Source organism: Amycolatopsis dendrobii (genome assembly GCF_014145675.1).
GTDB lineage: Bacteria > Actinomycetota > Actinomycetes > Mycobacteriales > Pseudonocardiaceae > Amycolatopsis > Amycolatopsis dendrobii.
Genome location: NZ_JACGZW010000012.1, coordinates 43370 through 62580 on the forward strand (window position 1 = coordinate 43370; position 19211 = coordinate 62580).

Below are 19211 nucleotides of genomic sequence, written 5' to 3' on the forward strand. Positions count from 1 at the left end.
CCTGTGGCGCTCCGCACGCCTCGGCGGCCCGGTTGTGTACTGACCTATCCAAAATGTGTTAGCGTGGCGGACATGCCGAGGCCACGAGAGTTCGACGAGACCGAAGCGCTGGAAGGCGCCATGAACGCCTTCTGGGCGCGCGGGTACGAAGCGACCTCGACCGAGGAACTGTGCGCCGCCACCGGGCTCGGCCGCAGCAGTATCTACAACACGTTTTCCAGCAAGCATGAACTGTTCCGGCGCGTACTAGGCCACTACTCGCACCGCGGCATCCGGTTGCGGGAAACCCTGCTGGACAACGCCCCGGACGGGCTAGGCGCCATCCGCCTGCTGCTCGCCTCGACGATCGACGACGAACTGGAAAACGGCAGACGCGGCTGTCTGATGGTGAACACCATCGCCGAGTTCGGCACCACTGATCCGGAGGTGGCCGCCCAGGTGGACGCGGACACCGAAGCGCACCTGGGAGCGTTGGCGCACTTCGCCCGCACCGGCCAGGCAGACGGCAGCGTCACCCGCGACCGCGACGCCGCCGACATCGCGAACTTCATCCACGCCACCATCTCCGGAATCCGCACGATGTCCCGCCGCGGAGCAGAACGGAAAGCGCTGACGTCAGTAGCGGAGCTAGCAACGAGCGCAGTCGCCCGCCGCTGACCCGGCCGCCCCAATGCCGCATTGGGCGCATCGCACGCACCCAATGCGGCGTTCGGTGCATCGCACGCACCCAATGCGGCGTTCGGTGCGTCGCACGCACCCAATGCGGCGTTCGGTGCGTCGCACGCACCCAATGCGGCGTTCGGTGCGCCTGACGCACCCAATGCCACTTTGGGGCGCTAGCCCGCCGCAAACCGCCGCCGCCCGCCCATCGAGACACCCAACCGCACCGCCCCGCCCAACGATCGAGCCACCCAACCCGCACCCACCCATCCAGACACCCGACCGCACCGCCGCGGGCGAGAACCCACCCACCAAGACACGAACCGCACCGCCACACCCACCCAGCGAGGCACCCACACCGCCCCCGCACCCCGATACGAAGCCGCCCTGCGGTTCGGGGGTGCTTGTCAAGGCATCTTTCCCGCCTTGACAAGCACCCCCGAACCGTCAGCACAATGAGCTAACGGGGTGCCCCACGCAACCACCCCACGGCAAGGTCGCCCCCAGGCGACGAGCCGTAACCCCAGCCCCCAGCAGCGCCAACGGCGACGCCGCACCACCTTGCCCTCATTTTGTACTGACGGTTTCAGAAAGAGAGAACCCCCGTGCCCCTAGCCGTCTTCGTCCTCGGGCTCAGCATCTTCGCGCTGGGCACCTCCGAGTTCATGATCACCGGCCTCCTCCCCGGAATGGCCATTGACCTAGGCGTGACCATCCCAGACGCAGGCCTCCTGATCTCCGCCTTCGCCATCGGCATGGTCGTCGGCGCACCGCTGCTCGCAATAGGCACGTTCCGCCTCCCCCGGCGGACCTTGCTGCTCGGGCTCCTGGTCGTCTTCAGCACGGCACACGTCATCGGCGCACTTTCCGACGGCTACGCCGTCCTGTTCGCCACTCGTGTCATCAGCGCGGTCGCCTGCGCCGGATTCTGGGCCGTAGCCGCCGCGACCACCGTCAATCTCGTACCGGAAGCCCGACGTGGGCAGGCGCTCGCAGTGCTGGTCGGCGGCCTCACGGTCGCGAACGTCGTCGGCGTCCCGGCGGGCACACTGCTCGGGCAGCACGCGGGCTGGCGGAGCGCGTTCTGGGCGGTCGCCGCGCTGACCGTCGTCGCCGCCATCGCCGTTCTGCTGTCAGTTCCGCGCACCGCCAAGGGAACCGGAGCACCGAGGATCGCCGAAGAACTGCGGGTGTTCCGCCGCAGCCGGTTGTGGCTCGCCCTGAGCGTGATCGCCTTGCTGCAAGCGATGGTCTTCGCGACGTTCAGCTACTTGGCCCCCCTGCTGGTCTCCGTCGCGGGACTGCCCGAATCCGGCGTGCCGGTGGTGCTCGCGCTGTTCGGCGGCGGCGCGGTGATCGGGATTTTCGCCGGCGGCAAGCTCGCTGACACGTACCCGTTCGCGACGCTTTACGGCAGCCTCGGCATCGCCCTCGCCGCCCTGGTCGCGCTCGCCTTCGCCACCAACCCAGTCGTAGCAGTGACCGCCGTGCTCGTCCTCGGCGCGGCTGGATTCGCGGCGAACCCGGCGCTCAACGTGCGCGCATACGCCGCGGCAGGCGGCACCTCGACACTCGTCGGCGCGAGCACGACGTCCGCGTTCAACGTCGGGAACACGCTCGGCCCGTGGCTTGGCGGGACGACGATCAGCGCGGGAATGGGCTTCTCCAGTGTGGCGTGGGTGAGCGTCGCGCTCGGGGCGCTCGCGCTGGCCGCCCTCACCCTCGCACTGCGCCTGCACCAGCGCGACACGACGCCGCAACTGGTGACGGCGTAGAAGAAAACGGCCCCGCGGGAGCATTCCCGCGGGGCCGTTCCACGAACGAGATCAGATCCCGAGCGCGTGCACCCCGCCGTCGACCATGATCATCGACCCGGTGGTGGCAGGCAGCCAGTCCGACAGCACGGCGCACACCGTCTTGGCGGTCGGCTCCGGATCCGCGGAATCCCAGCCGAGCGGCGCGCGGCCGTCCCAGCCGCCTTCGAGCTCGCCGAAGCCGGGGATCGACTTCGCGGCCATCGTCTTCATCGGGCCGGCGCTGACCAGGTTGACCCGGATGCCCCGCGGGCCGAGTTCCTTGGCCAGGTAGCGGTTCACCGACTCCAGCGCGGCCTTCGCGACGCCCATCCAGTTGTAGACCGGCCACGCGACGCGCGCGTCGAAGTCCATGCCGACGATCGAAGCGCCGCGGCCGAGCAGCGGCAGCGTCGCGACCGCGAGCGACTTGAACGAGAACGCCGAGACGTCGACCGCGACCTTCACGTCGTCGCTGGGGGCGTCCAGGAACGGCGCGCCGAGGCAGCTCTGCGGCGCGAAGCCGATCGAGTGCAGCACGCCGTCGAGGCCGTCGACGTGCTCGCGGACGCGGTCGGCGAGGGAGTCGAGGTGCTCGGAGTTCGTGACGTCCAGTTCCAGCACCGGGGCGGGCTCCGGCAGCCGCTTGGCGATGCGCTCCACCAGCGACAGCCGTCCGAAGCCGGTGAGCACGACCTTCGCGCCCTCCTGCTGGGCGATGCGGGCCGCGTGGAACGCCAGCGAGGCGTCGGTGATGACGCCGGTGATCAGCAGCCGCTTGCCTTCGAGCAATCCGGGCAACACGTCCTCCAGGTCGTGGGTGTTCTTCTCGGGAAAGGGTCAGTGGCCGAGGCCGAGGCCGCCGTCGACGGGCAGCACCGCGCCGTTGACGTAGCCCGCCTCGTCCGAGGACAGGTACCGCACCGCGGCGGCGATCTCGGCCGGTTCGGCGTAGCGGCCGGACGGGACGTTAGCGAGGATCTCCTTGCGCCGGTCCTCGCTCAGCGCGTCGGTCATGTCGGTGTGCACGAAACCGGGGGCCACCACGTTCGCGGTGATGTTGCGCGAGCCCAGCTCCCGCGCGAGCGAACGCGCGAAGCCGACCAGGCCCGCCTTCGAGGCGGCGTAGTTCGCCTGCCCGGCCGAGCCGGAAAGGCCCACCACGGACGAGATGAACACGAACCGGCCCCAGCGGGCGCGCAGCATGCCGCGCGAGGCCCGCTTGGCGACGCGGAACGCGCCGGTGAGGTTCGCGTTCAGCACGCGCTCGAACTGCTCCTCCGACATCCGCATGAGCAGGGTGTCGTCGGTGAGCCCGGCGTTGGACACCAGGACCTCGACCGGTCCCTGGTGCTCCTCCACGAGCTTGAACGCCGCGTCCACCTGCTCGGCGTCGGTGACGTCGGCCTGCACGCCGAAAAGCCCCTCGGGCGCGCCGGACCCGCGGTGCGTCACCGCCACCTGGTGGCCCTGCTCGGCGAGGTCCCGGGCGATCGCCAGCCCGATCCCACGGTTGCCGCCGGTGACCAAGACCGACCGTCCCACTGCGTTCTCCTCGTCGTCATCGCGATTGCGCCCGCGGTGAGGCTATCGGCTGCGCTGACCGGCGGCGCACCCGGCACTCCCGTCCTAAGCGACGGTAAGGAACCGCGCCTCGACCTTGATGGTTACTGCCCGGTTGGTCACCGTGAGTCGCGACACAGGAGGTCAAGGATGACTACCCGGATCCAGGACGCCGGCTCGGCGCGGGACGAGCGGCGCGTGGTCGGCAACGTGCTGCGCGGCTCGATCGGAAATCTCGTCGAGTGGTACGACTGGTACGCCTATTCGGCGTTCACCGTCTACTTCGCGAAGGCGTTCTTCCCCGGCGGCGATGCCACGGCGCAGTTCCTCAACACCGCGGCGGTGTTCGCCGTCGGATTCCTCATGCGGCCGCTCGGCGGCTGGCTGCTCGGCCGGTTCGCCGACCGCTACGGACGGCGTTCCGCGCTCGTGCTCTCGGTGTCGATGATGGCGGCCGGGTCGCTGCTCATCGCGGTGACGCCGGGCTACTCGACGATCGGCATCGCGGCGCCGATCCTGCTGGTGTTTTCCCGGCTGCTGCAAGGGCTTTCGGTCGGCGGCGAGTACTCCACCTCGGCGACGTACCTGTCCGAGGTGGCCACGCCCGGCAAGCGCGGGTTCTACTCCAGCTTCCAGTACGTGACGCTCGTCGGCGGGCAGCTGCTCGCGCTGGGGCTGCAGCTCATCCTGCAAAGCGTGCTCACCGACAAGCAGATGGGCGACTGGGGCTGGCGGATCGCGTTCGTCGTCGGCGCGCTCGCGGCGGTGATCGTGATGGCGCTGCGGCGGTCGATGGACGAGTCCGAGAGCTACCAGCGGGTCACCGAAGGGGCCGAGACCGGCAAGGGCGAACGCGGCACGCTGCGCCAGCTCGTGAAGTACCCGCGGGAGATCCTGCTCGTCGTCGGACTGACGCTCGGCGGCACGGTCGCGTTCTACACCTACGCCACCTACACGCAGAAGTTCCTGGAGAACACCGCGCACATCCCGCGGCGCACAGTCACCGTGATCATGTTCGTCGCGCTGCTGATCTTCGCGATCCTGCAGCCGCTGGCCGGACGGCTCTCGGACAAGATCGGCCGGCGCAAGCTGCTGATGTTCTTCGGCATCGCGGGCACCCTGCTGACCGTGCCGATCATGACCCTGATGGCGCACACCAGCCAGCCGTTCCTCGCGTTCCTGCTGCTGCTCGGCGCGCTGGTGATCGTGACCGGCTACACCTCGATCAACGCGATCGTGAAGGCCGAGCTCTTCCCGACGCGGATCCGCGCGATCGGCGTCGGCCTGCCCTACGCGCTCACCGTCGCGATCTTCGGCGGGACCGCCGAGCTGATCGCCCAGGCGCTGAAGAAGGCGGGTCACGAATCGCTCTTCTTCTGGTACGTCGCGGGTTGCGTCCTCGTGTCGCTCGTCGTGTACGCGACAATGCGGGAAACTTCGCGTTCGTCCGCCCTCGAACGCGGCGAGGACTGATCGGGAGGACGGCCGTGCGCGTGCTGCTCGTGGAGGACGACACCGGGGTCGCCCGGGCACTCGCCGAAACGCTGCAGGCGCACGGCCACTCCGTCACCGCGGTCGGCCGCGGCTCGGACGCCCTCACCCGGCACCGGGACGCGGAGCTGCTGCTTCTCGACCTCGGCCTGCCGGATCTCGACGGGCTGGACGTGCTGCGCAAGATCCGCCAGGTGTCTCCGGTGCCGGTGATCGTGCTGACCGCGCGCGACGACGAGCGTTCGGTCGTCCGCGCGCTGCGCTTCGGCGCGGACGACTACCTCGCGAAACCGGTGCGGATGGCCGAGTTGCTGGCCCGGATGGACGCCGTGGCGCGGCGGGCGGGCAGCTCCTCCCCCGCGCCGAAAGATCCGGTGGTGCAGATCGAGGACGTCGAGATCGATCTGGGCGCGCGCCGGGTCGTGGTCGGCGGCCGCGACATCGGCCTGACCACGAAGGAATTCGCCGTGCTGGCGGTGCTCGCCGCGCGGCCCGGCACGGCGGTGAGCCGCCAGCAGCTGATGGACGAGGTGTGGGGCGACGCGTACCTCGCCGTTTCCCGCTCGCTCGACGTCCACATGACGCAGCTGCGCGCGAAACTCGACCGGCCCGGCCTGCTCACCACGATCCGCGGCTTCGGCTACCGGCTCGGCCGGAGCTGATCGGTGCGCACTCGCCTGCTGGCTGTCCTGGTCACGCTCGCGCTCGCAGTGGTGGCAGCGTTCGCCGTGCCGCTGCTGTCCGCGACCGCCGATCAGCGGACCCAGCAGCTGGTGATCTCGCGCAGCAGCGACGTCGACCGCTTCGTGGTGCTCGCGCAACAGGCCGTCGATTCCGGCGACGCGACCGCGCTGAACGCCGACGCGCGGCAGTATTCGTCGTTATACAGCGAAGGCGTGCTGATCGTCGACGCGCAGCGGCAGCCGCTGGTCGAAACCGGCGGTCTGACCAGCAGTGATCCCGAAGCGCGGACCGTCATCGAGGCGACGCTGCGGAACGAGCCGGAAGCGCCGGTCGAGCGGATCCGGCCGTGGTCGGACACTCCGGTGCTGTTCGCGCGCCCGGTCGGCACCGGGACGCGGGTGTCCGGCGTGGTCCTCCTGCGCGCCTCGGTGACCGCCGCGGCGTCGGACGTCGCAGCGGCGTGGAGCGCGATCGCGGCCGGGGCGATGGTGGTCGCGGCGCTGTTCGTGCTGCTCGCGGTCCTGCTGTCGCGGTGGATGGTGCGGCCGCTGGTGGAGCTGGAAACCGGCGTGCTGGCGGTGGCGGGCGGACGCCGGGCGCAGGTGCCGGAACGGTCCGGGCCGCGCGAATTGCGGTCGCTTGCGGCGTCGGTGAACCGGATGTCCGACGCGGTGGTCGAATCGGCGAACCAGCAGCAGCGGCTCGTCGCGGACACCTCGCACCAGCTGCGGAACCCGATGGCCGCGCTCCGGCTGCGGCTCGACCTGCTCGGCACCGAGGTCGAGAACCGCCCGGCTTACGAGGCCACGGTAGCGGAAGTCGAACGGCTGGAACGCATTCTCGACGGCCTGCTCGCCCTCGCCACCGCGGAAAGCACCGCGACCCGGCTGGCCGCGCGCGCCGACGACGAGCCCGCCGACCTGGCCGCTGTCGTCGCGGAACGGGTCGACGCGTGGCGGTTGTCCGCCGACGAAGCCGGCGCGACGCTCGTGCCGTGCGCGGGGCATACTGAGCCGCTGCTGGTGCGCACGCCGGAAAGCGAACTGGCGCAGATTCTCGACGTCCTGCTGGACAACGCCGTCCACCACGCCGGCCAGGGAGCGACCATCACCGCCGCTTGGGAGTCCGCTTCGGACAGTGTCACGCTGATCGTCACCGACGACGGTCCCGGCCTCCCGCCGGAAGACCTCGCCCGCGCCACCGAACGATTCTGGCGCGCGGGCGGCGACGGCGCGCCCCGCGGCACCGGCCTCGGACTGGCCATCGCCCGGGAGCAAACCCGTGCCCGGGGCGGGGTTCTGGAGCTGCGCGCGGTCGAACCGCACGGCCTGCAAGTCCGGATCACACTGCCCGCGGCGGTGACGCAGTGACCCTCACCCGCCGCGCCGCGATCCTCGGCGGCCTGGCCCTGACGCTCGCCGCCTGCGACGACACCTACCGCGGCCCGGACCGGAAGATCACCATCGCGTCCGGCGAACCCGGCGGTTTCTACCTGGCCTTCGCCGAGGTGCTGGCCGCCGAACTGTCGCGCGCCGAACCGCGGCTGCACTGCAGCGCGCTCCCCACCGAGGCGAGCGTCGAGAACGTGCAACGCGTCCAAGACGGAACGGCCGACTTCGGCCTGGCGCTCGCCGACGTGGCGCAATCCGCGATCACCGGCGGCACGCCGTTCGGGAAACCCGTTCCGCTGCAAGCACTCGGCCGCGTCTACGAGAATTACCTGCAGCTGGTCGTCCGCGCCGAGGACCAGCTCACCGACCTGCGCTCCCTGGCCGGGCGCCCGATCTCGGTCGGCGCGAGCCGCTCCGGCGCCGCGCAATTGGGCGAACGGGTCTTCGCCGCGAGCAGCATCCCGGTCCAAGCGCAGCACCTGCCGCTGAACGACGCGGTCGCCGCCCTGCACGACCGCCGGATCGACGCCTTCTTGTGGTCCGGCGGGATCCCGACGCCCGCCCTCGCCGACCTCAACCGCACGACGCCGCTCTCGCTCGTCCCGCTGGCGTCGGTGCTCCCCCAGCTGCGCAAGGCGTACGGGCCGCTGTACGAGCAGGTGCAGGTTCCCGCCGGGGCTTATCGCGGGGTGGGCGCGCTGGGCACCATCGGGGTGGCGAATCTGCTGGTCTGCTCGCCTAAGCTGCCCTTCGACGTCGCCGCGGCGGTGGTCCGGGTGCTGGCGGAGCGGGCTGCCGAGCTGGTGCCCGCGCAGGCGGTCGGGACGCAGTTCCTGGACGTGCGGACGCTGATCGGCACCCAGCCGGTGCCGTTGCACCGGGGGGCGGCCGACACCTACCGCGCGCTCCACGGCTGATCGCTAGATTGGTCGGGTGACCGAACGCCGCCCCATCGTCGAAATGCCCCTGCGCGTGCGCTACCACGAATGCGACGCCCAGGGGATCGTCTTCAACGCGCATTACCTGGCCTACGCGGACATGGCGGCGTTCGAGGTGGAAAGAGCCCTCTTCGGTTCGCACGACGCACTGCTCGCCACCGGCGTCGACGTCGTGGTCGCCGAGTCGAACCTGCGGTACTTCGCGCCGTGCCGCTTCGACGACGAACTGGCCGTCGCGGTGTATCTGACCCGCCTGGGCACCACGTCGATGCAGTTCGAGCTCGAAGTCCGGCGCGGCGAAACGGTGACGACCGAGATCCGGCTGCGGTACGTGTTCGTCGACACCGGGAACTACCGCAAGACGGAACCGCCGCCGGACGTGCGCGCGGCCTACGCGAAGCACCTTCCCGAGGCGGTGTGAGGCGTCCCGTGTTCCGAGTGTTGTTCTACCGCCCCGAAATCCCGCCCAACACCGGCAACGCGATCCGGCTGGCCGCGAACACCGGATGCGAGCTGCACCTGGTCGAACCGCTCGGGTTCACCTTGGAGGACAAGCAGCTCCGCCGCGCCGGGCTCGATTACCACGACCTCGCGCGGGTCCACGTGCACGCCGATCTGGCCGCGGCGTGGGAAGCCTTGCTGCCCTCGAAGGTCTACGCGTTCAGTGCCACGGCGACCCGGCTCTACACGGACGTGTCCTACGAACCCGGCGACGTGCTGATGTTCGGGCCGGAGTCCGCCGGGCTGCCGGACGAGGTGCAGCACGCGCCGGAGGTCGCTGACCGGCTGCGGCTGCCGATGCTGCCCAACAACCGGTCGCTGAACCTGGCGAACACAGCGGCGATCGCGGTGTACGAAGGCTGGCGGCAGAACGGCTTCGCGACCCCGTGAAGGACGGGTCTCAGGGCAGGTAGCGCGCGAGGGCGGCCTGCCACCGGCGGACGAACTCGTCGCTGATCAGATCGCTCATTCCGGCCGCCGTCTCGCCCGGCGGAATGGCGACGTCCAGGGCGAAACAGGCGCCCGGCCCTTCGCGGCTCGCGGTGGTGCGGATCCGGAAGCACCACTCCTCGGCGCCGAAGTGCTCGTCCAGCGTCTCCAGCGCCGGATCCTTCGTCGCCCGGACCAGCCGGTCAAGGACTTCGCTGGACACCATGCGGCCGCTTTCGTCGTCGCCGACCTGGACGAGGCAGAGAAAGGTGCCCGCTTGCGGGGGAAGGGGCACGGGATCGGGCTCCGGCGAAGACAGCGGCGGGGGCTTCTTCCGGAACGGCCATCGCATGTCGGTCCTGCCTCCTTCGCCCGCGGCGGTCGAGGCAGCCACGGTAGTTGCTTCCGGCCGGGCCCGCCGCCCGCCGGAAGCGACCCGGACCGGCTAAGGCAGTCTCTGGCCGAACACCAACGCGGTCGCCGCCCCGGCCATGAGGATGATCGTCCCCAGCACCACCCACGGCTTGCTCGCGTCGGCGTTCTTCAGCTCGTACCCGATCTGCTCCCCCAGGTCGGCGTAGACGCGTTTCAGCTCGTCCGCGCTAGCCGCCTTGTAGAACTCTCCCCCGGACAGCCGGGCGATCTCGCGCAGGGATTCGTCGTCCACGCGGACGTCCTGCTGCTTGCCCTCGATGTCGACCGACCCGTGCTCGGTGCCGAACGAAATCGACGAGATCGGCATCTGCGCCTGCTTCGCCGCCTGCGCCGCGGTGTACGCGCCGCGCGGGGCGTACAGGTCTTCCGGCACCGTCTGCTTGCCGTCGCTCATCAGCACGATGCGCGCGGGCGGCGGGCCGTCCGCGCCGCCGACCACCGCGGAGAAGCTCTGGATCGACTGCATCGCCGCGTAAATGCCCTCGCCGGTGGCGGTGGACTGCGCGAGCTTGAGGTTGTCGATCGCTTTCGACACGCCCGCCCGGTCCGTGGTCGGGTTGACCAGCACGGTCGCGGTGCCGGCGAACGAGATCAGGCCCAGGTTGACGCCGGGCGTCATGTTCTGCGCGAACTGCTTCGCCGCGTCCTGGGCCGCCTTCAGCCGCGTCGGGGCGACGTCGGTGGCTTCCATCGACAGCGACACGTCGATCACCAGCACGACCGTCGCCCGGTTGCGCGGCACCTTCTGCTCGGCCGTCGGACCGGCCAGCGAGACCGTCAGGAACAGCAGCGACAGCACGATCAGCACCGCGGGCACGTGCCGGATCCAGCCCTGCGCCTTGGGGGCGACTTTCTCCAGCAGCTCCAGATTCGCGAACCGCATCACCCGGCGGCGCCGCTGCCGCTGCGACAGCACGTACGCGGCAGCCACCGCAGCGACCGCGATCAGCAGCAGGAACCACCAGGGCGAACTGAAACCGGCGAGGCTCATGCCGTCGCCTCCTTACTGGTCGTCCGGGCGGCGGCCGCGTGCGTCGTGTTCATGCGACACCTCCCGACCAGCGGCGTTTGCGGGCGACCACGAACCGCACCATGTCCGCGATCCAGTCGGAATCGGTGCGCAGCACCAGGTGCGCGGCCCCGGCCCGGCGCAGACTGGCCGCGACCGCCTGCCGGTGCGCGTTCGCCGCCGCGCCGAATTCCTTGCGCAGCAACGCCGAAGCGTGCACCTCGCGCTGCCGTCCGGTCTCCGGGTCGGCCAGCACGACGGTGCCGACGTCCGGCAGGTCCACGTCCCGCGGGTCGACGATTTCGATCGCGATCAGCTCGTGCCTGCCGCCGAGCGCGCGCAACGGGCGCTCCCAGTCCAGCGGGCCGAGGAAGTCCGAAATCGCCACCGCCAAGCCTCGCCGGCGCGGCGGACGGCGCAACTGCTCCAGCGCACCGGCGAAATCGCCGCGGACGCCTTCAGCGGCGCGAGGCGTCTCCGCCAGCCGCCGGACGAGACCGCGGGCGTGCGGAAGGCCGCCGCGAGCCGGGAGCCGGGTGATGCCTTCGCCGTTGGACACGAGCGCGCCGATCCGGTTTCCGCCGCCGCCGGTCAGGTGCGCGACCGCCGCGGTCGCGCAGACCACCAGGTCCCGCTTCTCGCACAGCGCGGTGCCGAAGTCGAGGCTCGCCGACATGTCCGCGACGACCCACGTCTCCAGCTCGCGGTCCGCGACCGTCTCGCGGATGTGCGGCGTCGTCGTGCGCGCGGTGACCGCCCAGTCCATCCGGCGCACGTCGTCGCCGGGCTGGTACGGCCGCGCCTCGCCGGGCTCGGAACCCGGCCCCGGGACGAGGCCGAGATGGTTGCCCTGGAGCAGCCCGTCGAGGCGGCGGCGCACTTCGAGTTCGAGGGTGCGCAGTCCCGCTTCCATCCGGTCGCCGCGCAGGATCGGCGGGGCCCAGCCGGGCCGTCCGCCCGGTTCTTTCGAGGAGGTGCCAGCCACGCCGCTACCTGACGGGCGCGCCCGCCGGCACCGGGCCGGCGCCGCCCTGCGGCCGGGCCGAAACCTGCGGCAGCGGCACGGTCTGCAGCACGCGGGTGACGATGTGGTCCACCGGGACGCCGTCGGCCAGCGCGTCGTAGGACAGCACGAGCCGGTGGCGCAGCACGTCCGGCACGACGTCGACGACGTCTTGCGGGAGCACGTAGTCGCGGCCGCGCACGAGCGCCAGCGCCCGCGCCGCGGCGATGATGCCGAGGCTCGCGCGCGGCGAGGCCCCGTAGGACACCCAGCCCGCGACGTCGGAAAGCCCGTGGTCGTTCGGGGTGCGCGTGGTGAGCACCAGGCGCACGACGTAGTCGACCAGCGCGTGGTGCACGAACACCTGCGACGCGACGCCCTGCAGCCGGACCAGTTCCGCCGGGCTCAGCACCTCGTGCGGCTCCGGCGGCGTGACGCCCATCCGGTAGATGATCTCGCGCTCCTCCTCGGCGGAGGGGTACTCGACCAGGATCTTGAACAGGAACCGGTCGCGCTGGGCTTCCGGCAGCGGGTACACGCCCTCGTTCTCGATCGGGTTCTGGGTGGCCAGCACGAGGAACGGATCGGGCATCGGGAAGGTCTTGCCGCCGATCGACACGTGCCGCTCGGCCATCACCTCCAGCATCGCCGACTGCACCTTCGCCGGGGCGCGGTTGATCTCGTCGGCGAGCACGAAGTTCGCGACGACCGGGCCCAGTTCGACGTCGAAGCGCTCGGCGCCCTGGCGGTAGATGCGCGTGCCGAGGATGTCGGCGGGCACCAGGTCGGGGGTGAACTGCACGCGGGAGAACGAACCGCCGACGACGCGCGCGAACGTCTCGACCGCGAGCGTCTTCGCGACCCCGGGCACGCCTTCGAGCAGCAGGTGCCCCTTCGCCAGCAGCCCGACGAGCATGCGCTCCACCAGCCGGTCCTGTCCGACGATGACGCGCTTCACCTCGAACACGGTGCGTTCCAGCAGCTGGGCGTCCCGCGCCGGGGTGCCGGGCTGCTGCCCGTTCGCTCCCTCGGCGAAGCCGGGCTCGGTCACTCTTCCTCCAGGGGTTTCACGTCTGCGTGCTCGCCCGCGACCCTACTGGGTCGAGAACTTCCCGCGACGGTAGCCAATCGCATCGCCGGTGTGACAGCTGTGAAGCCCCTGTCAGCGGTGCTTTTCCAGGTCCTCCGGCGTGTCGATGTCGTCGCTCTCGCCGGGTTCGGCGGCGACCTCGGAGATCCGCAGTCCGCCGAGCGTCCGGCGCAGCGACGCGTGTTCCGGACGCTCCGGCATCGCCTGCCGCAAAGCCGCGGTGCGCCAAGCGCTCACCAGCCATTGCCGCTCCCCTGCCGCGTCCACGAGCACGGCGCCGTCGGTGTTCTCCACAGTGGACCGCAGCCGGTCCACTGTGGAGCACCGGATCCCGGGGAGATCCGCGGCGAGCAGCACGACGAACTCGGCGTCCCGGATGGATCGCAGCCCCGCGGCCAGCGCCGCGACCGGCCCCGCGCCAGGAACTTCCTCGCGGGTCCAGACGACGCCGTCGTATCCCGGCCGCGGCGGACCGCACACCACGACCGGGTCCGCCCCGGCCAGCGCCTCGACCGCCCGGCCCAGCAAGGACATCCCGCCGACCCGCAGCTCCGGCTTGTCCACCCCGGACAGCCGGCGCGCGGAACCGCCGGCGAGCACGATCCCCGCGAACCGGGGGCGGTGAGTCATGGGACCAGCCTGCCTGCCGTCCAACCCGCGCGCACCAGGGGGTCGTGAGCGGCGATGCCGGGGAGAACCGGCATCGCCACTCACGAAACCCGCGCGCGCTCCGGGGCCGGGCGGGTTAGGTTGCCGACGTGCCCGACGCCGCGCGGCTGCTCGCCGCCTACGACCGCGAAGTCCGCCAAGCCGAGCTGACGCAGGCCGAGCCCGGACAACAGCTGACTCTCGACGGCCCGCTCGCCCGCCTCACCGGCGGCCGCCGCGGTTTCGTCTCCGGCCCGCCCGACCTCGGCGTGACCGGGCCCGAGCTCGACGAACTGATCGCCCGCCAACGCGCGTTTTTCGCCGCCCGCGGGGAGGAATTCGAGTGGAAGACGCGCGGTCACGACCGTCCCGCGGAGCTTCCCGAACGCTTGCTCGCCGCCGGATTCGCGCCGGAGGAAACCGAAACCGTGCTGATCGCGCCGCTGGACGCGGTCGCCGCTTCGGCTCCGCCGTCGACTGACGTGGTCGTGCGCGAGGCCGACAGCCGTGACGATCTGCTGCGCATCGCCACGCTCACCGCCGCGGTGTTCGGCCACGACGAAGCCGCGGTCGCCGCGGATCTGCTGGCTCGGGCTCGCGCCGACGACGGGACCACCACGCACGTCGTCGCCGAAGCGGAGGGCCGGTTCGTCGCCGCGTCCCGGCTGGAACTCGTGCCCGGCACCGGATTCGCCGGGCTCTGGGGCGGCGCGACTCTGCCCGAATGGCGCGGCCGCGGCCTCTACCGCGCGCTCGTGGCCCACCGCGTCGGCACCGCTCGCGCCCGAGGCGTCGCCTGCCTTCAGGTCGACGCGCTGCCCACCAGCCGCCCGATCCTCGAACGGCTCGGCTTCACCGCAGTCACCGAAACAACGCCCTACGTGTGGAGCCCGCTCAGCCGATGAGGCGCGTCGCGTACGGCATGATGCCGCCGTAGCGGACCGAGGTCACGCGGACGTACGAACCGGACTGCGGGGCCTCGACCATCTGCCCGTTGCCGAGGTAGAGCGCGACGTGGTGAATGCCGCCCGAGCCGCCCCAGAAGAGCATGTCGCCGCGGCGCATCTGCGAGAGCGGGACCCGGCGGCCGGAGGTGTACTGGTAGCCGCTGAAGTGCGGCAGGCCCTGTACGCCGGCGAAGGCGTAGATCATCAGGCCGGAGCAGTCGAAGCCGATCTTGCGGTAGTCGCCGTACCGGTCGGCCACGCCGCCGTCGCGGATGCCGCGGGTCGGACCGCTGCCGTTGCCGCCGCCCCATGCGTACGGCATGCCCACCTTGGACAGCGCCCGCGCGATCACGGCCTCGATCGAACTTCCCGCCGCCGGGGACGGACGGCCGCGGCTTCCGCCGCCGTTGTCGTCTCCGCCGTCGTCGTCGTTGTTCGCCGCGGCTGCCCGCAGGGCCGCCTGCCGCGCGCGCTCCTCGTCCTCGCGCTGCTTCTGCGCGAGCCAGTCCTGGTAGCGCTGGCGCTGCCCCTGCAGCCCGTTGACCTTCGCCTGCGCGGCGTACAGCTGCTGCTCGACGGAGTTCTTGTTGGCTTCCAGCTGCGTGTTCTGCGCGGCCTGGGCCTGCTGCGCGGACACGGCGGCGGACTGCGCGGCGTCCGCGGTGCCCTTCGCGCGGGTGGCCGCGTCCTGCTTCTGCTGCGCCAGTTCCAGCGCCTTGCGCGCGGCCGAGTCCTTGTTGGCCTTCTCCGTCTGCGCCTGCTGGAGCCGGTCCATCGCGTTGAGCCGCGAGCCGCCGATGGCGTTGAGCAGCTGGGCTCGGGCGAGCAGGTCCTTCGGGCTGTCCGAGGTCAGGTATGCCGAGATCGACCCGATCGTGCTGCCTTGCTCGAAGCTCGCCGCGGCGAACTTCTTCGCGTCCGCGCGGGCCTTCTCGATGGCACCGACCGCCGCGTCCGCCTCCTGGCGCGCGGACTTCGCGTCGTTCTGCGCCTGGGTGGCCTCGTCCTGCGCGGTCTGCAGGTCGACGAGGGCCTTCATGGCCTGTTCCTGCTTCAGCTCGACGTCGTCCTGCAGCGCGCTGAGCTTCTGCTCGGCCTGCGCGAGCTGGTTCGTGAGCCGGCCGACCTCGCCCGCCTTCGCGTTCGCGTCGCCCTTGGCCGAGTCGATCGAGGAGTCGCTCGGGTTCGGCGGCGGAGGAGGCACCGCGAGCCCGGTGCTCGTCGCGCCGAGCAGCGCCGCCAGGGTGACCGTCGCGATCGCCAGCCCGCGCCGGGCCCCGGCCCCGCGCACCAGCGCGCCCGCCGTCCCGGACCGTCCACGCCGGACCCTCACGCCCGCCACCTCCGCTCGCCCGCTGCCGTCCCGCGGGCACACCGCGTACCTCTGCAGTCACACCACTATCACAAGCCTCAGGAAGAACTTACACACCGCGGAGATCATTTCCCCTGTTCGGGGGACGTGGCGGGACGGCGTGTCCGGATGGCGCACGTCACTCCGCGTGTCGTCTTGAACGAAATACAGGACACGCGTACTGTTTGGGTCGAGAAGACGAGGTGTGCCCTCCCGGTTCCGGTCCTACGGTGGGGGTGCGCAAGACTCGCGCGGGTCGATCCCGACGACCCGGAGAACGACACCGAACTGACCCGGGAGGACACGCCGGCCGCGGCGTGGAATCCATGCCACTGGAGTTAGACGTGACTGCACCTAGCAAGGACAGCTTCGGCGCCAAGGACACCTTGCAGGTGGAAGAGAACTCGTACGAGATCTTCCGCCTGGACAAGGTCGAAGGCGCCGCGCGGCTGCCCTACAGCCTGAAGATCCTCCTCGAGAACCTGCTGCGCACCGAGGACGGCGCGAACATCACCGCCGACCACATCCGCGCGCTCGGCGGCTGGGATCCGAACGCGGACCCGTCGATCGAGATCCAGTTCACGCCCGCCCGGGTGATCATGCAGGACTTCACCGGCGTGCCCTGCGTGGTCGACCTGGCCACCATGCGCGAGGCCGTGACCGCTCTCGGCGGCGACCCGGACAAGGTCAACCCGCTCGCCCCGGCCGAGATGGTCATCGACCACTCGGTGATCATCGACGTGTTCGGCCGCGCGGACGCCTTCGAGCGCAACGTGGAGATCGAGTACGAGCGCAACCGCGAGCGCTACCAGTTCCTGCGCTGGGGCCAGGGCGCCTTCGACGAGTTCAAGGTCGTCCCGCCGGGCACCGGCATCGTGCACCAGGTCAACATCGAGCACCTGGCCCGCACGGTCATGGCCCGCAACGGCCAGGCCTACCCCGACTCCTGCGTCGGCACCGACTCGCACACCACCATGGTGAACGGCCTCGGCGTGCTGGGCTGGGGCGTCGGCGGCATCGAGGCCGAGGCGGCCATGCTGGGCCAGCCGGTGTCGATGCTGATCCCGCGCGTCGTCGGCTTCAAACTGACCGGCGAGATCCCGGCGGGCGTCACCGCGACCGACGTCGTGCTCACGATCACCGAGATGCTGCGCCGCCACGGCGTGGTCGGCAAGTTCGTCGAGTTCTACGGCGAGAGCGTCGCCCAGGTCCCGCTGGCCAACCGCGCCACCATCGGCAACATGAGCCCGGAATTCGGCTCCACCGCGGCGATCTTCCCGATCGACGACGAGACCGTCCGCTACCTCAAGCTCACCGGCCGTTCGGCCGAGCAGGTCGCGCTGGTCGAGGCGTACGCCAAGGAGCAGGGCCTCTGGCACGACCCGTCGCACGAGGCGCAGTACTCCGAGTACCTCGAGCTGGACCTGTCGACGGTCGTCCCGTCGATCGCCGGCCCGAAGCGCCCGCAGGACCGCATCGAGCTGACCGACGCGAAGTCCTCGTTCCGCAAGTCGGTGCACGACTACGCCGAGGACGAGCAGCCCACCCCGCACACCAACGTGGACGAGACCGTCGAGGAGACCTTCCCGGCGTCCGACCCGGCCGCGCTGTCGTTCGCGGACGAGACCTCGGTGCCGGTGCAGTCCGCGGCGAACGGGGCCACCGGGCGGCCGACCAAGCCGGTCAAGGTGTCCACCGCCGACCGCGGCGAGTTCATCCTCGACCACGGCGCCGTGGTGATCGCCTCGATCACCTCGTGCACCAACACCTCCAACCCGTCGGTCATGCTGGGCGCGGCGCTGCTCGCGCGCAACGCGGTCGACAAGGGCCTGTCGGTCAAGCCGTGGGTCAAGACGTCGATGGCCCCGGGTTCGCAGGTCGTCACCGACTATTACAACAAGGCCGGTCTCTGGCCGTACCTGGAGAAGCTGGGCTACCACCTGGTCGGCTACGGCTGCACCACCTGCATCGGCAACTCGGGCCCGCTGTCGGACGAGATCTCCGCCGCGATCCAGGAGAACGACCTCACCGCGGTCTCGGTGCTCTCGGGCAACCGGAACTTCGAAGGCCGGATCAACCCGGACGTCAAGATGAACTACCTGGCGTCCCCGCCGCTGGTCATCGCCTACGCGCTGGCCGGCACGATGGACTTCGACTTCGCGACGCAGCCGCTCGGACAGGACACCGACGGCAACGACGTGTTCCTGAAGGACATCTGGCCGTCGCCGCAGGAGATCCAGGAGACCATCGACTCCGCGATCACCCAGGAGATGTTCACCAAGGACTACGCCGACGTGTTCGACGGCGGCGAGCGCTGGAAGTCGCTGCCGACGCCGACCGGCAAGACCTTCGAGTGGGACGCCGAGTCCACCTACGTCCGGAAGCCCCCGTACTTCGACGGCATGGCCGCCGAACCGGCTCCGGTGCAGGACATCTCCGGCGCGCGGGTGCTGGCGAAGCTGGGCGACTCGGTCACCACCGACCACATCTCCCCCGCCGGCGCGATCAAGCCGGGCACGCCGGCCGCGCAGTACCTGGTCGAGCACGGCATCGAGCGCAAGGACTTCAACTCCTACGGCTCGCGCCGCGGCAACCACGAGGTCATGATCCGCGGCACCTTCGCGAACATCCGGCTGCGCAACCAGCTGCTGGACGACGTGCAGGGCGGCTACACCCGCGACTTCACCCAGGAGGGCGCGCCGCAGGCGTTCATCTACGACGCGGCGCAGAACTACGCGGCCGCGGGCACCCCGCTGGTCGTGCTGGGCGGCAAGGAGTACGGCTCCGGTTCGTCCCGCGACTGGGCGGCCAAGGGCACCAGCCTGCTGGGCGTGCGCGCGGTGATCACCGAGTCGTTCGAGCGCATCCACCGCTCGAACCTGATCGGCATGGGCGTCATCCCGCTGCAGTTCCCGGAGGGCGAGTCGGCGTCGTCGCTGAAGCTCGACGGCACCGAGACGTTCGACATCGCGGGCATCACGAAGCTGAACGACGGCGAGACGCCGCGGACGGTCCACGTGACGGCCACGAAGGAAGACGGCTCGAAGGTGGAGTTCGACGCGGTCGTCCGCATCGACACCCCCGGCGAAGCGGACTACTACCGCAACGGCGGCATCCTGCAGTACGTGCTGCGGAAGATGACCCAGTCCTGACGGTCTGACCCGCAAGTCGTGGCCCGCTCCGGTTCTTCCGGGCGGGCCACGCTTGTTTCTGCCCCTCCCGCCCCTCCGGCGGTTCCGTGAAGGGCCCCTTCCCGGACTTGGATTCCCTCAAGGGGC

General features: G+C 70.7%; 18 protein-coding genes. 10 read left to right on the forward strand and 8 right to left on the reverse strand.

Features of this window, described 5'->3' with window-relative positions; genetic code table 11:
• The first annotated feature begins 72 nt into the window (after nucleotides 1-72).
• Together H4281_RS32775 and H4281_RS32780 are read left to right on the forward strand one after the other, a co-directional pair.
• Nucleotides 73-657 carry a TetR/AcrR family transcriptional regulator gene (locus H4281_RS32775; RefSeq protein ID WP_182894728.1) on the forward strand — a complete coding sequence of 195 codons (585 nt, stop codon included), beginning with the start codon at nucleotides 73-75 and terminating at the stop codon, nucleotides 655-657.
• Nucleotides 658-1265: 608 nt separating this feature from the next.
• Nucleotides 1266-2435: a Cmx/CmrA family chloramphenicol efflux MFS transporter gene (locus H4281_RS32780; protein ID WP_182894729.1), complete on the forward strand. Its 1170-nt coding sequence runs from the start codon at nucleotides 1266-1268 to the stop codon at nucleotides 2433-2435.
• A 51-nt stretch (nucleotides 2436-2486) separates the two neighbouring features.
• Here the strand turns inward: H4281_RS32780 and fabI are convergent, their stop codons facing one another.
• Entirely contained in the window at nucleotides 2487-3254 is a 768-nt protein-coding gene (gene fabI, locus H4281_RS32785) for an enoyl-ACP reductase FabI (RefSeq protein WP_182894730.1), read from the reverse strand.
• Nucleotides 3255-3293: 39 nt separating this feature from the next.
• Complete coding sequence (gene fabG, locus H4281_RS32790; protein ID WP_182894731.1) at nucleotides 3294-3998, reverse strand: beta-ketoacyl-ACP reductase; 705 nt, start codon at nucleotides 3996-3998, stop codon at nucleotides 3294-3296.
• A gap of 168 nt (nucleotides 3999-4166) precedes the next feature.
• On the opposite strand from fabG, the gene H4281_RS32795 reads away from it, so the two are divergent.
• Genes H4281_RS32795 through H4281_RS32820 form a run of 6 tightly spaced genes read left to right on the forward strand, consistent with a single transcriptional unit; the run spans nucleotide 4167 to nucleotide 9411 of the window.
• Complete coding sequence (locus H4281_RS32795) at nucleotides 4167-5489, forward strand: MFS transporter (RefSeq protein ID WP_182894732.1); 1323 nt, start codon at nucleotides 4167-4169, stop codon at nucleotides 5487-5489.
• A 14-nt stretch (nucleotides 5490-5503) separates the two neighbouring features.
• Nucleotides 5504-6169: a response regulator transcription factor gene (locus H4281_RS32800; RefSeq protein WP_182894733.1), complete on the forward strand. Its 666-nt coding sequence runs from the start codon at nucleotides 5504-5506 to the stop codon at nucleotides 6167-6169.
• Nucleotides 6170-6172: 3 nt separating this feature from the next.
• Nucleotides 6173-7561 carry a sensor histidine kinase gene (locus H4281_RS32805; protein WP_182894734.1) on the forward strand — a complete coding sequence of 463 codons (1389 nt, stop codon included), beginning with the start codon at nucleotides 6173-6175 and terminating at the stop codon, nucleotides 7559-7561.
• A complete protein-coding gene (locus H4281_RS32810) occupies nucleotides 7558-8499 on the forward strand; it encodes a TAXI family TRAP transporter solute-binding subunit (RefSeq protein WP_182894735.1) in 942 nt (313 codons plus the stop codon). Before H4281_RS32805 ends, H4281_RS32810 begins: the two co-directional genes overlap by 4 nt.
• Nucleotides 8500-8515: 16 nt before the next feature.
• Nucleotides 8516-8941 (forward strand): acyl-CoA thioesterase, encoded by a 426-nt coding sequence (locus tag H4281_RS32815; RefSeq protein ID WP_182894736.1) that lies wholly within the window; start codon nucleotides 8516-8518, stop codon nucleotides 8939-8941.
• Nucleotides 8942-8949: 8 nt separating this feature from the next.
• Nucleotides 8950-9411, forward strand: coding sequence for a tRNA (cytidine(34)-2'-O)-methyltransferase (locus H4281_RS32820; RefSeq protein WP_182894737.1), 462 nt, complete (start codon nucleotides 8950-8952; stop codon nucleotides 9409-9411).
• A 10-nt stretch (nucleotides 9412-9421) separates the two neighbouring features.
• On the opposite strand, the gene H4281_RS32825 is transcribed toward H4281_RS32820, so the two are convergent.
• The 5 genes from H4281_RS32825 to mobA all read right to left on the reverse strand — a co-directional run bounded on the left by H4281_RS32825 (nucleotide 9422) and on the right by mobA (nucleotide 13617).
• Complete coding sequence (locus H4281_RS32825; protein WP_182894738.1) at nucleotides 9422-9802, reverse strand: hypothetical protein; 381 nt, start codon at nucleotides 9800-9802, stop codon at nucleotides 9422-9424.
• Between the two features lie 93 nt (nucleotides 9803-9895).
• Nucleotides 9896-10876, reverse strand: a complete 981-nt coding sequence (locus H4281_RS32830; protein WP_182894739.1) for a VWA domain-containing protein — start codon at nucleotides 10874-10876, stop codon at nucleotides 9896-9898.
• Nucleotides 10877-10925: 49 nt separating this feature from the next.
• Nucleotides 10926-11807 carry a DUF58 domain-containing protein gene (locus tag H4281_RS32835; RefSeq protein ID WP_237600880.1) on the reverse strand — a complete coding sequence of 294 codons (882 nt, stop codon included), beginning with the start codon at nucleotides 11805-11807 and terminating at the stop codon, nucleotides 10926-10928.
• Between the two features lie 76 nt (nucleotides 11808-11883).
• Complete coding sequence (locus H4281_RS32840) at nucleotides 11884-12948, reverse strand: AAA family ATPase (protein WP_037806526.1); 1065 nt, start codon at nucleotides 12946-12948, stop codon at nucleotides 11884-11886.
• Between the two features lie 111 nt (nucleotides 12949-13059).
• Nucleotides 13060-13617 carry a molybdenum cofactor guanylyltransferase gene (mobA, locus tag H4281_RS32845; protein WP_182894741.1) on the reverse strand — a complete coding sequence of 186 codons (558 nt, stop codon included), beginning with the start codon at nucleotides 13615-13617 and terminating at the stop codon, nucleotides 13060-13062.
• 128 nt (nucleotides 13618-13745) lie between these two features.
• Between mobA and H4281_RS32850 the strand changes: the two genes are divergently transcribed.
• Nucleotides 13746-14540: a GNAT family N-acetyltransferase gene (locus tag H4281_RS32850; RefSeq protein WP_182894742.1), complete on the forward strand. Its 795-nt coding sequence runs from the start codon at nucleotides 13746-13748 to the stop codon at nucleotides 14538-14540.
• On the opposite strand, the gene H4281_RS32855 is transcribed toward H4281_RS32850, so the two are convergent.
• Nucleotides 14530-15915, reverse strand: a complete 1386-nt coding sequence (locus H4281_RS32855; RefSeq protein ID WP_312872220.1) for an NlpC/P60 family protein — start codon at nucleotides 15913-15915, stop codon at nucleotides 14530-14532. The two genes, H4281_RS32850 and H4281_RS32855, sit on opposite strands and share 11 nt — an antisense overlap.
• Nucleotides 15916-16259: 344 nt before the next feature.
• Between H4281_RS32855 and acnA the strand changes: the two genes are divergently transcribed.
• On the forward strand, nucleotides 16260-19085 hold the full coding sequence (gene acnA / locus H4281_RS32860; RefSeq protein ID WP_220508233.1) for an aconitate hydratase AcnA: 2826 nt from the start codon (nucleotides 16260-16262) through the stop codon (nucleotides 19083-19085).
• Nucleotides 19086-19211: the final 126 nt, after the last annotated feature.

Bases quoted from the DNA above. Each gene is read 5' to 3' on its own strand.
- H4281_RS32775 (WP_182894728.1), top strand. From the start codon at position 73: ATGCCGAGGCCACGAGAGTTCGACGAGACCGAAGCGCTGGAAGGCGCC.
- H4281_RS32795 (WP_182894732.1), top strand. From the start codon at position 4,167: ATGACTACCCGGATCCAGGACGCCGGCTCGGCGCGGGACGAGCGGCGC.
- H4281_RS32825 (WP_182894738.1), bottom strand. From the start codon at position 9,802: ATGCGATGGCCGTTCCGGAAGAAGCCCCCGCCGCTGTCTTCGCCGGAG.
- H4281_RS32830 (WP_182894739.1), bottom strand. From the start codon at position 10,876: ATGAGCCTCGCCGGTTTCAGTTCGCCCTGGTGGTTCCTGCTGCTGATC.
- H4281_RS32835 (WP_237600880.1), bottom strand. From the start codon at position 11,807: ATGGAAGCGGGACTGCGCACCCTCGAACTCGAAGTGCGCCGCCGCCTC.
- mobA (WP_182894741.1), bottom strand. From the start codon at position 13,617: ATGACTCACCGCCCCCGGTTCGCGGGGATCGTGCTCGCCGGCGGTTCC.
- acnA (WP_220508233.1), top strand. From the start codon at position 16,260: ATGCCACTGGAGTTAGACGTGACTGCACCTAGCAAGGACAGCTTCGGC.